Source organism: Duganella hordei (genome assembly GCF_040369125.1).
In the GTDB taxonomy this organism is placed as follows: Bacteria; Pseudomonadota; Gammaproteobacteria; order Burkholderiales; family Burkholderiaceae_D; genus Rugamonas; species Rugamonas hordei.
In genome coordinates this window covers 660,985-673,941 of sequence record NZ_BPWI01000001.1, presented here as the reverse complement: position 1 = coordinate 673,941, position 12,957 = coordinate 660,985, and the positions used below count along the sequence as shown (strand labels likewise).

At 64.8% G+C, this 12,957-nt stretch carries 13 protein-coding genes; 3 read left to right on the top strand and 10 right to left on the bottom strand.

All coding sequences use genetic code 11. The features are described from left to right. Nucleotides 1-3 precede the first annotated feature (3 nt). Genes ABWW33_RS02850 through gcl form a run of 4 tightly spaced genes read right to left on the bottom strand, consistent with a single transcriptional unit; the run spans nucleotide 4 to nucleotide 4,764 of the window. Nucleotides 4-1,272, bottom strand: coding sequence for a glycerate kinase type-2 family protein (locus ABWW33_RS02850; RefSeq protein WP_176650773.1), 1,269 nt, complete (start codon nucleotides 1,270-1,272; stop codon nucleotides 4-6). After that, nucleotides 1,272-2,195: a 2-hydroxy-3-oxopropionate reductase gene (locus ABWW33_RS02845; protein WP_353399240.1), complete on the bottom strand. Its 924-nt coding sequence runs from the start codon at nucleotides 2,193-2,195 to the stop codon at nucleotides 1,272-1,274. Before ABWW33_RS02845 ends, ABWW33_RS02850 begins: the two co-directional genes overlap by 1 nt. A 2-nt stretch (nucleotides 2,196-2,197) precedes the next feature. Beyond that, nucleotides 2,198-2,977, bottom strand: a complete 780-nt coding sequence (gene hyi / locus ABWW33_RS02840) for a hydroxypyruvate isomerase (RefSeq protein ID WP_353398629.1) — start codon at nucleotides 2,975-2,977, stop codon at nucleotides 2,198-2,200. An 11-nt stretch (nucleotides 2,978-2,988) separates the two neighbouring features. Further along, nucleotides 2,989-4,764, bottom strand: a complete 1,776-nt coding sequence (gene gcl / locus ABWW33_RS02835) for a glyoxylate carboligase (protein ID WP_176650770.1) — start codon at nucleotides 4,762-4,764, stop codon at nucleotides 2,989-2,991. 131 nt (nucleotides 4,765-4,895) lie between these two features. Between gcl and ABWW33_RS02830 the strand changes: the two genes are divergently transcribed. Then, nucleotides 4,896-5,804 carry a LysR family transcriptional regulator gene (locus ABWW33_RS02830; protein ID WP_353398626.1) on the top strand — a complete coding sequence of 303 codons (909 nt, stop codon included), beginning with the start codon at nucleotides 4,896-4,898 and terminating at the stop codon, nucleotides 5,802-5,804. Between the two features lie 4 nt (nucleotides 5,805-5,808). Here the strand turns inward: ABWW33_RS02830 and ABWW33_RS02825 are convergent, their stop codons facing one another. Both ABWW33_RS02825 and ABWW33_RS02820 read right to left on the bottom strand, forming a co-directional pair. Next, a complete protein-coding gene (locus ABWW33_RS02825; protein WP_353398623.1) occupies nucleotides 5,809-6,423 on the bottom strand; it encodes a PEP-CTERM sorting domain-containing protein in 615 nt (204 codons plus the stop codon). A gap of 11 nt (nucleotides 6,424-6,434) precedes the next feature. After that, nucleotides 6,435-6,839, bottom strand: a complete 405-nt coding sequence (locus tag ABWW33_RS02820; protein ID WP_353398620.1) for a DUF4124 domain-containing protein — start codon at nucleotides 6,837-6,839, stop codon at nucleotides 6,435-6,437. A 162-nt stretch (nucleotides 6,840-7,001) separates the two neighbouring features. Between ABWW33_RS02820 and ABWW33_RS02815 the strand changes: the two genes are divergently transcribed. Beyond that, nucleotides 7,002-7,709, top strand: a complete 708-nt coding sequence (locus ABWW33_RS02815) for a DUF481 domain-containing protein (protein ID WP_353398617.1) — start codon at nucleotides 7,002-7,004, stop codon at nucleotides 7,707-7,709. Nucleotides 7,710-7,726: 17 nt separating this feature from the next. Next, on the top strand, nucleotides 7,727-8,941 hold the full coding sequence (purT, locus tag ABWW33_RS02810) for a formate-dependent phosphoribosylglycinamide formyltransferase (protein WP_353398614.1): 1,215 nt from the start codon (nucleotides 7,727-7,729) through the stop codon (nucleotides 8,939-8,941). A gap of 3 nt (nucleotides 8,942-8,944) precedes the next feature. Here the strand turns inward: purT and ABWW33_RS02805 are convergent, their stop codons facing one another. Genes ABWW33_RS02805 through ABWW33_RS02790 form a run of 4 tightly spaced genes read right to left on the bottom strand, consistent with a single transcriptional unit; the run spans nucleotide 8,945 to nucleotide 12,830 of the window. After that, a complete protein-coding gene (locus ABWW33_RS02805; protein ID WP_353399237.1) occupies nucleotides 8,945-9,703 on the bottom strand; it encodes a LytR/AlgR family response regulator transcription factor in 759 nt (252 codons plus the stop codon). Between the two features lie 20 nt (nucleotides 9,704-9,723). After that, nucleotides 9,724-10,887, bottom strand: coding sequence for a sensor histidine kinase (locus tag ABWW33_RS02800; RefSeq protein WP_353398611.1), 1,164 nt, complete (start codon nucleotides 10,885-10,887; stop codon nucleotides 9,724-9,726). 17 nt (nucleotides 10,888-10,904) lie between these two features. Beyond that, entirely contained in the window at nucleotides 10,905-12,401 is a 1,497-nt protein-coding gene (locus tag ABWW33_RS02795; RefSeq protein ID WP_353398608.1) for a carotenoid oxygenase family protein, read from the bottom strand. 12 nt (nucleotides 12,402-12,413) lie between these two features. After that, on the bottom strand, nucleotides 12,414-12,830 hold the full coding sequence (locus tag ABWW33_RS02790) for a DUF2141 domain-containing protein (protein ID WP_353398605.1): 417 nt from the start codon (nucleotides 12,828-12,830) through the stop codon (nucleotides 12,414-12,416). Between the last annotated feature and the right edge of the window lie 127 nt (nucleotides 12,831-12,957).

The following is a 12,957-nucleotide window of genomic DNA, read 5'->3' as shown; positions in this document are numbered from 1 at the left end:
TATCTACAGAATTAAAACGGCACGGAAGTCGTTGACGTTGGTGCGGGTCGGGCCGCTGACCACCAGGTCGTTCAAGGCGCTGAAGTAGCCGTAGCCGTCGTTGTTTTCCAACAGCGTCTTGGCGCGCAGCTTCTGCGACAGGCCGCGTTCCAGCGAATCCGGTCCATACAGGGCGCCGGCGTTGTCTTCCGAGCCGTCGATGCCGTCGGTGTCGCAGGCAACCGCATGGATGCCGGGATGGCCTTCCAGCGCCACCGCGAGACTGAGCAGGAACTCGGCGTTGCGTCCGCCGCGACCCGAGCCGCGCACCGTCACCGTGGTTTCGCCGCCGGAGATGATGACGCAGGGCTTCTGGAACGGCTGGCCGCGGGTCGCCACCTGCCGCGCCATCGCCGCGTGCACGATGGCGACGTCGCGCGATTCGCCCTCGATGCCGTCGGACAGGATGTATGGCGTGATGCCGGCCGCGCTGGCATGGGCCGCAGCCGCTTCCAGCGCGTCCTGCGCGATGGCGATGACGTGATGGCTGTTGCGGGCGAAGCGTGGATCGCCGGGTTTCGGCGTTTCGCCGGCGCCGGATTCCAGGTGCTCGCGCACGCTGTCGGGAATGGCGATGTCGTACTTGCGCAACACCGCCAGCGCATCGGCGCAGGTGGTCGCATCTGGCAAGGTCGGGCCGCTGGCGATGATGCCGGGATCGTCGCCGGGCACGTCGGAAATCAGCAGCGTGACCACGCGCGCGGGGGCGCAGGCCAGCGCCAGGCGTCCGCCCTTGATCGCCGACAGATGCTTGCGCACGCAATTCATTTCGGAGATCGCCGCGCCGCTGCGCAGCAGGGCCTTGTTCAGCGCCTGCTTCTGCTCCAGCGTGATGCCGGGCGCCGGCAGCGCCAGCAGCGATGAGCCGCCGCCGGAGATCAGGCACAGCACCAGGTCGTTCTCGCTGAGGCCCTTGACCATCTCCATCATGCGGCCGGCCGCCGCGCGGCCCGCTTCGTCCGGCACCGGATGGGCCGCTTCGACCACTTCGATACGCTCGCAGTCCACGCCATGTTCATAGCGCGTGACGACCAGGCCCGAAATGTCGCCCTTCCAGTGCTGCTCGACAGCGCGCGCCATGGCGGCCGCGCCCTTGCCTGCGCCGATGACCAGCGTGCGGCCGTTCTTCGGCGGCTCCGGCAGGTACGCGGGCAGGCATTTTTCCGCGCTGACCGCGTTCACGGCCGAGCCGTAAAGGTCAAGCAGGAATTGGCGTGGATTGAAGGTGCTCATTACGCCTCGGCGATCTGGTGGTTGGACATGATTTCAATCGCGCGGCACAGCGCCGAGTGATCCATGCCGCCCAGGCCGTTGGCGCTGCAGGCGTTCATCAGTTCCTGCGCCATGGCGGTATTCGGCAGCGACACGCCCATCGCCTTGGCGCCTTGCAGCGCCAGGTTCAGGTCCTTCTGGTGCAGCTCGATGCGGAAACCGGGATTGAAGGTGCGCTTGACCATGCGCTCGCCGTGTACTTCCAGGATGCGCGAGTTGGCGAAGCCCCCCATCAGCGCGGAGCGCACCTTGGCTGGATCGGCGCCGGCCTTGGAGGCGAACAGCAACGCTTCGGCCACGGCCTGGATGTTCAGCGCGACGATGATCTGGTTGGCTACCTTGGTGGTCTGGCCGTCGCCGTTGCCGCCGACCAGCGTGATATTCTTGCCCATCAGTTCAAACAGCGGCTTGACGATTTCGAACGCCGCTTCCGAACCGCCGACCATGATGGTCAGCGAGGCCGCCTTGGCGCCCACTTCGCCGCCGGACACCGGCGCGTCCAGGTATTCGCAACCCAGCGCATTGATCTTCTTGGCGAAGGCCTTGGTTTCGATCGGTGAGATCGAGCTCATGTCGACCACGATGGTGTTCGGACGCAGGCCCTTGGCCACGCCTTCGTCGCCGAACAGCGCGTTGGCCACGTGCGGGGTGTCCGGCACCATGATGATGATGATGTCGGCGCGCGCCGCCACTTCCGCCGCCGAGGTGCACACGGTGGCGCCGGCTTCGATCAGGTGGAACGGCGGGTTCTTGATGTCGTGCAGGTACAGTTTGTGGCCGCCGTCCAGCAGGTGCTGCGCCATCGGTGCGCCCATGATGCCCAGACCAATAAATCCAACTCGAGACATGATATTTTCCTTTGTATGATGTGGTTTAAACGCCAGCTTCAGAGGCCATGCGCCGCACGCCAGCCCAGTCCTGCTTCGGTGGTGGTGCGCGGCTTGTACTCGCAGCCGATCCAGCCGTCGTAGCCGGCCACGCTCAACTGGTCGAATAGGTAGCGGTAGCCGATCTCGCCGGTGCCCGGCTCGTTGCGGCCCGGGTTGTCCGCCAGCTGCACGTGACGGATCAGCGGCAGGTGCTTCTTGATGGTGTTCGTCAGTTCGCCTTCCATGCGCTGCATGTGATAGATGTCGTACTGGATGAACAGGTTGTCCGAACCGGTGGCCTCGATCAGTGCCGCCGCCTGCGCCGTATTGGTCAGGAAGAAGCCTGGAATGTCGAAGGTGTTGATCGGTTCGACCAGCAGACGGATGCCCTCGTCCTTCAGCGCGTCGGCGGCGAACTTCAGGTTCTCCACCAGCACCGACTGCGCATCCTGCCGCGTCACGCCGGGCGGCACGATGCCGACCAGGCAGTTCAGCTGCTTGACGCCCAGCTCCTTGGCGTAGGCGATCGCGGTCCAGACACCGTCGCGGAACTCCTGCACGCGGTCCGGATGGCAGGCGATGCCACGCTCGCCCGCTTCCCAATTCCCGGCCGGCAGGTTGTGCAGCACCAGTTCCAGCTTGTTGGCCTTCAGCAGTCCGGCCAGCTCACCGGCGCTGTACGGATACGGGAACAGGAACTCCACCGCCTTGAATCCGGCGCGGGCCGCCGCCTCGAAGCGCTCCAGGAACGGCACTTCGGTGAACAGCATGGTCAGATTGGCTGCAAGTTTGGTCATGTGATTGCTCCTTAGTCCATCAGCGTGACGGCGGTTGGCGCGTCGGCGGCGCTCAGGGCCAGTTCTTCGAACTCGTTGATCTTGTCGATGTCGGTGCCCATGGCGATGTTGGTCACGCGCTCCAGGATCACCTCGACCACCACCGGCACGCGGAACTCTTCCATCCACTTGTTGGCCTGCTCGAAGGCGGCCGGCAGGTCGTCGGCATTGGTGACGCGGATCGCCTTGCAGCCCAGGCCTTCCACCACGGCGACGTGATCGACGCCGTAGCCGTTCAGTTCCGGCGCGTTGATGTTCTCGAACGACAGCTGTACGCAGAAGTCCATGTCGAAGCCGCGTTGCGACTGGCGGATCAGGCCGAGGTAGGAGTTGTTCACCACCACGTGCAGGTAAGGCAGCTTGAATTGCGCGCCGACGGCCAGCTCCTCGATCATGAACTGGAAGTCGTAGTCGCCGGAGATCGCCACCACTTTGCGCTTCGGATCGGCCGCGGCCACGCCCAGCGCCGCCGAGATGGTCCAGCCCAGCGGACCGGCCTGGCCGCAGTTGATCCAGTGGCGTGCGTTATACACGTGCAGGAACTGCGCGGCGGCGATCTGCGACAGGCCGATAGTGCTGACGTAGCAGGTGTCGCGGCCGAAGGCCTTGTTCATCTCTTCGTACACGCGCTGCGGCTTGACCGGCACCTGCTCGAAGTGGGTCTTGCGCTGCATGGTGCGCTTGCGTTCATTACATTGGGACACCCAGGCCGAGCGGTCTTTCAGCTTGCCGGCGGCTTTCCATTCGGTCGCCACTTCGATCATCAGCTTCAGCGCGGCGCCTGCGTCGGAGACGATGCCGAAGTCCGGGCCGAACACGCGGCCGATCTGGGTCGGTTCGATATCGATGTGGACGAATTTACGGTCCTTGGTGTACACCTCGATGGTGCCGGTGTGGCGGTTGGCCCAGCGGTTGCCGATGCCGAACACGAAGTCCGACGCCAGCAGCGTGGCGTTGCCGTAGCGGTGGCTGGTTTGCAGGCCGACCATGCCGACCATCAGCTTGTGGTCGTCCGGGATCGCGCCCCACGCCATCAGCGTCGGGATCACCGGCACGCCGGTCAGTTCGGCGAACTGCACCAGCAGGTCGGCAGCGTCGGCGTTGATGACGCCACCGCCGGCGGTGATCAGCGGCGCTTCGGCGTCGTTCAGCATCGTCAGCGCTTTTTCGATCTGGGCGCGGGTGGCTTTCGGCTTGTACGGCTCCAGCGGCTGGTAGGTGTCCGGATCGAATTCAATCTCGGCCATCTGCACGTCGAACGGCAGGTCGACCAGCACCGGACCGGGACGGCCGGAGCGCATGATGTGGAAAGCCTGCTGGAACACCATCGGCACCAGCGCCGGCTCGCGCACGGTGACGGCCCATTTGGTGACCGGCTTGGCGATCGATTCGATGTCGACCGCCTGGAAATCTTCCTTGTACAGGCGGGCACGCGGCGCCTGGCCGGTAATGCAGAGGATTGGTATGGAATCTGCTTGGGCCGAATACAAACCGGTGATCATGTCGGTGCCGGCCGGGCCGGAGGTGCCGATGCAGACGCCGATGTTGCCGGCCGTGGCGCGGGTGTAGCCTTCGGCCATGTGCGAGGCGCCCTCGACGTGGCGAGCCAGGATGTGCTTGGCACTACCCTGCTTCTTCAATGCCGCGTAAAATGGATTGATCGCGGCGCCCGGAACACCGAATACCTGGTTCACGCCCTCTTTTTCCAAAACGATTGCTGCTGCCTGCGCTGCTGTCATCCGTGCCATGCTGGTCCCCTGTCAGTTGAGTATTGAAGTCAATGGAGCCATCGTAGCGGGAAAGAAGCGCTGTGATAAGAAGACAAACTCTCGCTTTATTCGATACCCACAATATCGAATAAGTATGGAATAATCGGGACATGGACAAACTTACGCAAATCGAGGCCTTCGTCGACGTGGCCGAAAAAGGCAGCCTGGTACGCGCGGCGATGGGGCAGCACATCACGCCCGTCATGCTGGGCAGGCGTATCGATGCGCTGGAAAAAAGGCTGGGTGTGAAGCTGATGCACCGCACCACGCGCCATCAGACGCTGACCGAACAAGGCATGCTGTATCTGGACCATTGCCGCAAATTACTAGCGGATCTGGGCCATGCGGACCGCATGGTGTCGGAAGGCCGCCACCGCGCCACCGGTCACCTGACCGTGTCGGCGCCGGCGGCGTTTGGCCGCAAGCACGTGGCGCCGCACGCGGCGGGCTTCGTGCGCGCGCATCCGGACGTGCAGATTTCGTTCAACCTGACCGACCGCGTGGTCGATCTGGTCAGGGACGGTTATGACGTGGGCATCCGCATCGGCGGCGTGATCGATCCGAGTTTTGTCGCCGTCAAGCTGGCCAGCAACCGCCGCGTGGTGTGCGGCACGCCGGAATACTTCGAGCGCAACGGCATACCGCGCACGCTGGACGACCTGGCCGACCACAACTGCCTGGCCTTCAACCTGCAAGGCGGGCAGCAGCGCGGCTGGTACTTCCAGGTTCAGGGCAAGCAGGTGACCGTCCGCGCGGACGGCAATTTGAACTGCAACGACGGCGAACTGCTGCACCGCTGGGCCACCGAGGGACTGGGGCTGGCATGGCGCTCGTCGTGGGAAATCCAGGCGCAGCTGGCGTCGGGGGAATTGATCACCGTGCTCGATGATTACGCGCTGCCGCAGTACGACATCATGGCCGTCTATCCGCAGCAGCGCCACTTGCCGGCCAAGGTGCGCTTCTTCATCGACATGCTGAAGGAGATTTACGCGCGGCCGGACTACTGGTTGATCAGCTAGATGATCAGCTGGAGAACCAGCCGAGTTTTTTCCGCGCACCCAGCACGGCCAGGCCGGCGCCCAGCATCAACCAGGTCGTCGGTTCCGGTACCGGCTGGGGAGGCGTGTCATCCGCGATCCGGTCGCCGCCGGCCTGGAATTCCGCCACCGAATAATGATTGTCACCGTAGGCGGATATGCGGAAGGCGCGCGCCTCGATCGACGTCGACAGCAAGCCGCCGTACAAATTCTGGCCCTGTTCGGCCTTGTCGGTTTCGACCGTCGTCAGGTTCTGCCAGACGCTTGCGCGGTCGAGGAATTCGGTGCGGTAGTCGTCGTTATTATCCGCTTCCAGTACCAGCCGGCCGACTGAGGCGAGATGCGACAGCGTGATCGTCACGCCGCTGTCGAGGCCCGACCAGTACACCGATCCATAATTCCACTGCTGCCCGAGCGGCGTGAACGTGCCGTCGGTGACGCTGTCCAGCGATGCCATACCTCCGCCGTACTGCGCGCCGGCCGAGTCGCCGATCCCTGGGCCATAGGCGGCAACCTGGCCCAGATAGGCCATGTTGGTGTCGGCGCTGGCGTGGGCCGTGAACGTCAATGCGGCGAGTGCCGCAACTAGTGAAATTTTCATATTTATCTTAATTAGCGCAGTGAGGCGACATGGCGTTGACGGCGCATCTCGTCCTGCATCTGCATGGTTACCCGGGCGGCCTGCAGCGTTCCCGCATCCAGACCGATGGTTTTACGTTGCAAAGGACGCGGCAGATCGGCCCAGACGCTGCGCGGCAGCGATGCCCGCACGATGCCGGGCGATACGTGCTCGACGCCATCGTCCGACCTGGCCGGAACGCCGCCGGTGTTGATGGCGATACCCACGCTGCCATCATCGCTGCTGGCGGAGCGGCTGGAGACCGGGCATTCCTGGTCGGTGAACAGAACCACGCCATCGGGGCCGACGCAGCGATTGACGGCCGCGGCGGAGTACGCGCTGGAGACGGCCAATGCCGCGCAGGCAAACAGTTGCATCAGTCGCAGGGAGGTGTTCATGATCTATCCTTTTTAACAAGTCAATTGATTTTCTCGCAATTTTTCAAGTTAATCTGTGCGGCCGCGCACGGAGAAGAATCAGTCCGTTTGGCGCCGTGGTTTTTCCGCCTCGGGTACAATGTCGGGATGAAAGCCATACTTCTTATCCCTGCACTCCTCTCCATGGCGCACGGCTACGCTGTCGCCGACTCCGTCCCCGATCACGGCTGGAATAATTCCGCCGAACTGGGCGCCATCTCCACTTCAGGCAACACCGTCGGCACCTCGGTCACCGGCAAGCTCGATGCCAAGCAGGAGCGGCCCGACTGGAGCAACGAATACATCCTGGCCGGCTATTTCAAGGACGAACAGGTCACGCAAGCCGACGGCGAAAAGGTGCGCGAGCGCTCCGCCCAGCGCTACTCGGCATCCGCCAAGGCCGCGTACAAGCTGCTGCAGGACCACGACAAACTGTTTGCGCTGGCCACCCATGTGAACGACAAGTTCGGCGCCTACACGCGCTATTCGACCGTCGGCGTCGGCTACGGCACCGAGGCATACAAGACGCCGGAAAGCACGCTGGATGTGGAAATCGGGCCGGGCTACTTCAGCGGCGCGCGCTCCACCGGCGAGACCGAGAGCGGCCTGACGGTGCGCGGCGCGGCCAATCTGAAATGGAAGCTGAGCGACAACGCGCAGTTCACGCAGAACCTCAGCGTCGAACGCGGCACCTCGAATATCCACTCGCTGGCCGAGACGGCGTTGCGCACCAAGATCAACAGCACCATGCAGATGAAGGCCGCCTTCAGCGTGCGCAACGACACCAACGTACCCGAAGATAAAAAGAACACCGATACACAGACCTCGGTAACACTGGTCTACTCTTTCTAAACACGTCCATACTATTCATGAACACTCCACGCATTTTCGGTACGCCGCTGTCCCCCAACGCCACCAAAGTCATGCTGCTCGGCTCCGGTGAGCTGGGCAAGGAAGTCATCATCGCGCTGCAGCGTCTGGGCGTCGAAGTGATCGCCGTCGACCGCTATCCGAATGCGCCTGGCCACCAGGTCGCGCACCGCTCCCACGTCATCAACATGGCCGACGGCGCCGCGCTGGCCGCCCTGATCGAACTGGAAAAGCCCGACCTGATCGTGCCGGAAATCGAGGCCATCGCCACCGACACGCTGGCCGCGCTGGAACAAGCCGGCAAGATCACCTGCATCCCGACCGCGCGCGCCGCCCAGCTGACGATGAACCGCGAAGGCATCCGCTGCCTCGCTGCCGAAACGCTGGGCCTGGCGACGTCGCCGTACCGCTTCGCCAGCAGCCTGGCGGAACTGGAAGCGGCCACCGCCGCCATCGGATTCCCGTGCGTGATCAAACCGGTGATGTCCTCGTCCGGCAAGGGCCAGTCCAAGATCGACAGCGCCGCCGAAGTCAAGGCCGCGTGGGACTACGCCGCAGCCGGCAGCCGCGTCGATTCCGGCCGGGTGATCGTTGAAGGCTTCATCGACTTCGACTACGAAATCACGCTGCTGACGGTGCGCTCCATCGGCGCCGACGGCCAGGTCGAAACCCAGTTCTGCGATCCGATCGGCCACGTGCAGGTGCAAGGCGACTACGTCGAGTCGTGGCAGCCGTGCCGCATGAATCCACTGGCGCTGGCGCGCGCGCGCGACATCGCCCAAAAGGTCACCGGCGACCTGGGCGGCCTCGGGCTGTTCGGCGTGGAATTGTTCGTCAAGGACGATATGGTCTGGTTCTCGGAAGTGAGCCCGCGTCCCCACGACACCGGCATGGTGACGATGGCGACCCAGCTGCAAAGCGAGTTCGAACTGCACGCAAAGGCCATCCTCGGCCTGCCGGTCAATGTCGCGATGAAATCGCCGGGTGCGTCGGCGGTGATCTACGGCCAGCACGAGGCGGCCGGCATTGCCTTCGAAGGCGTGGCGGAAGCGCTGCGCGTGCCGGGTTCCGACATCCGCCTGTTCGGCAAGCCGGAATCGTTCGCGCGCCGCCGCATGGGCGTGGCGCTGGCCACCGCCGACGACGTCGACACCGCCCGCGCACGCGCCAAGGAAGCCGCGGCGAAAGTCCGCCCTGTACTCGCAGGTAAATAAGCCCTACATCTGCCGGAAAAGATCCACGTAGTTGCGGCTGACGACCAGTTGCTCCGGACGGTCCTTCAGCTGAACCATCAGGCGTCCGCGAAAGTCCTGGCGGGTGCCTGACACGTGCTTCGCCGCGACTATCACGCTGCGGTGGATCTGCCAGAACTGCTGCTCATCGAGCTGCTCTCGCAGCTTGCTGATCGGCGTGCGGATCAGGCTCTCGCCGTCGGCCAGGAACACACTGGTGTACTTGTCGTTGCTCTGGAAGTAAATCACTTCGTCGATGGAGATCAACCGGGTTTGATCGCCCTGCGAGGCCCGTATCCATTGCAGGCTGGGCACCGGCGCGGCCGGAGCCACCGCCGCGCCGCTCAACTGCTGCAACAACGCCTGCAGCGTGGCCGCCGAAATCGCCGCGGGAGCGGACGATGCGGCCGGCGCCACCAGCTTGCCCTTCAATTTGGCCACGGTCTTGGCCAGCCGCTCCTCGCTGGCCGGCTTGAGCAGGTAGTCCACCGCCGAATGCTCGAACGCCTCCACCGCATACTGGTCGAAGGCGGTGACGAACACGATCAGCGGCGGCCTGGCTCCGGCCACCAGCCGTGCCGCCACGTCCAGCCCCGTCATGCCGGGCATGCGGATATCGAGGAAGGCTACGTCCGGCGCCTCCTCGTCGATCAGGCGCAGGGCTTCGAGGCCGTTGGCGGCCTTGGCGATCACCCGCAGCTCCGGCCACGCGGTTTTCAGCTGGGTTTCCAGATAGTCGCGCAGATGCTCTTCGTCGTCTGCGATCAGGGCGCGGGGAGTATTGATATCGGACTCGCTTTCAAAGGCAGCATCAGGCGCACCGTCATGCCGCAAGGTTGATTTTCCAATAATTCTACCCGAGCCGCGCCGCCATACAAACTGCGCAGGCGTTCGCGCAGGTTGCTCAGGCCCACGCCGCCGCCCGGCTTGGCCGATGCCGTCTCCTGCAGGCCGACGCCGGTGTCGCTGATCTGCAGACATAGCCAGGCACCCTCGACGCGCGCGCTGACGACGATCTCGCCGCCCTCCACTTTCGGCTCCAGGCCATGAGAGATGGCGTTTTCCACCACCGGCTGCAGCAGCATCGGCGCGATGGCGAACTGCCGCAGTTCGTCGGGCAGCTCGATGCGGTAGCGCAGGCGTTCGCCCATGCGCACCGCCAGCACGTCCAGGTAGGCGGCGACCAGCCTGGTCTCCGTGCCCAGCGTGGCCTCCTCGCTACGGCTGGACGCCAGGCTGGCGCGTAGATAATCGATGAAGCGCTCCAGCATGTGCTGGGCCTGCGCCGGCTTCGGCCCGATCAGGCTCACCACATTGGCCAGCGTGTTGTACAGGAAGTGCGGCTCGATCTGCGCCTGCAGCGCGCGCAGGCGCGCCTCCGCCAGCAGCCGCGCGGTCGAGGACATCAGCTCCTTCTGCCGCGCCTCGTCAAGCGCGCGTTCGAGGCGCTTTTCGGCGGAGCCGCGCACCCAGTACATCACCAGCGCGATCGCCACCGCCAGCACCAGCGATTGCAGCAGCACGCTGCGGTTGGCCAGCAGTTCGAACGGATTCTTCCCGCTCAACAGCGCGTTGCCCAGTCCCAGCCCCAGCAGGACGCTGGATCCCACCAGGCAGATGCTGAACATCAGCCGCGGCAGGCCCCTCATGCGGCTGGACCGGCCGTCCGTCAGGGAACTGGCCAGCATCGAGCCGCCGTGTATCATGAAACCGATCAGGTTGGAGATCAGCAGCATCGGCAGCAGATAGCCGAGCAGCGGCTTGCGGTCGTGCAAGAGCGCGATCTCCACCGCGGTCAGCAACGCGCCGAGGCCGCAACTCCAGATCAGCGTGTACAGCAGGTTACGCCGCATCGACGGCGGCCAGCGCCGGAAGAACGGTATCAATTCCAGCGGGTGGCCCAGCGGCGGCATGCTGCGGTTATTCATAGTGGTGTCCATAATATTCAAGCCGGCAGAAAGTTACCATGAAAGCAAAGCGGCGCGCGATATGGCAAGCGCGCCAACGCCCTCGGACCGGCCTTGATGTTGTGCGCATCAAACACCGTCAGCACTGTCTGGCCGCGCCGCGCGTCCTGCGCCACGCCGACCAGGTAGCCGTCGGTTTCCGGGCCCGCGCCGGTGCCGGCACCTCGGCGCGGCACCAGCACGTGCTCCTCGACCTGCCAGCCGGCGTCGAAGCGGTAGCTGTCGGCCTTGCCGCTGTCGGTGTCGATCAGGTTGACGGTGTTGAGGATATGTTCGGCGCCTGCGCTGGCGCCCAGCACGGCCAGCTTGCGATGGCGCGCCGACACCACCTGCGGCGCCACCCGTGGAAACTCGCCGACGCCGAACAGCCGCGCCTCGCGCGCCTGGCCGGCGGCATAGTCCAGCGTGATCTGCACCGTGCTGCTGGAGCCGGCACTGTATGGAATCGCCTCGCCGTGCATCGGCAACGCCAGCCTTGGCAGCATGTCGCCTTCGTGCATGACGCAGTCCAACCGGGTGCAGGCGCCGTCCTCGAAGGCGTTCCCGAGATGGAAGACCGAACGTCCAGGCAGTTCGAACACCTGGCGCAGCTGCAGCGTATCCTTGGCGATGACCACCGCGCGCAGCGGACGCTCGCCGTTCCACCGCAGGCTTTCGCGCAAGCTCAAATCGTCGCCGGGACGCATGTCGTAAGGCGGCACCAGGAAGATCAGGTGGCGTCCGCTGACGACGAAATCGTGCACCATATTCAGTTGCGGCACGTTGATCATGGCCGTGCGGGTCAGTTCACCGGCTGCGTTCAGGCGGTAGAGCACCAGGCGGTCGCTGCCCGGCAGATTACCGAAGTTCCACAGGCCGCCGTCCGGATCCATTTTGGGATGCGCCGAAAACGGCATCGCCTTCATGTCGTCGCGCCAGGTCTTGATGCCCCGCGTCTCCAGCGTCGCCGGGTCGACCTCCACCGCCGACCCGCCCTCCCACAGCGCATAAACGCGGCCGTTCAGCGGCAGCAGATTGGTGTTGGCGGCATTGACGGTGTCGTTGTTCCTGGCCGCCTTGCGGCCGATATGGGTGCCGAAGGCCGGATACAGGAACTGCCCCGCCGCGCTCTCCTCGGCGAACTTTTGCGTTGCCACGAAGCGTCCGCGATGGCTTACCTTGCCGCCGCCGATCTGCCAGCGCTGGGCAAAGCCGTCGCCGTCGAACCAGTGATGGTAACGCTCTCCGCCCAGTTCGAAGCGTCCCGGCCCGTTGCGGTAAAAGACGCCGCGCAAGTCGTCGGGCAGGCGGCCATGCAGCACGGCGTCGCCGGACTGGTCGCCTTCCGCGCCGGCATACAGCGACAACATGGGATTGCGCGCCAGCGCCTGGTGGAAGCTGCGCAAGGTGGCGCTGTCGGCCAGCGCCGTGCCGGAAGCGAGGCCGAGTGCGGCCAGGCCGATGCCGCGCGCGAGGAATTGACGACGGTTGTCCATGTCGCCTCCCGATCAGCGCAGGCTGACGCTGGCCACCGCGCCGGAGGCAGGCAGCTGGAAGCGCGCCGCCTCGTAGGCCGGCGCACGTTGCCTGGCCATGGCGTTGTTGCTGAAGGCGTAGTCCTCGGTCGGCATGCCGACCAGGTTGCGATCGAGTTTGCCGTTGCCGTTGGCGTCGTGGTACAGCGCGAAGGCGTAATCACCGGCCGGCAGGTCCTTGACCGCGATCTGCACGGTGCCGGCGGCGGCCGGTGCGACGACTGCGCGGTATGGCTTGGCCTGGAAGGTGTCGGCGGAATTGTACAGGGCCACCATGATCTGGCCCTGGGCGCTGGCCACGCCGGTGACGGCGATGGTCAGGTCGGCGGCGCGCGATGGCGTGCTGGCGGCGGCTGCGAGGATGGCGGCGGCAAGAATGGCAAGTCGCATGATGTGCTCCGGTGAGTGAATGTGCTGCCACTCTAGCCAGCGCCGCCTGGCTACGGCCGCCGATGCGACGAAATGCGCGCGTCCGGCGCGAAATGCGGTCCGGCGGCGCGAAATGCGCGCCACGTCC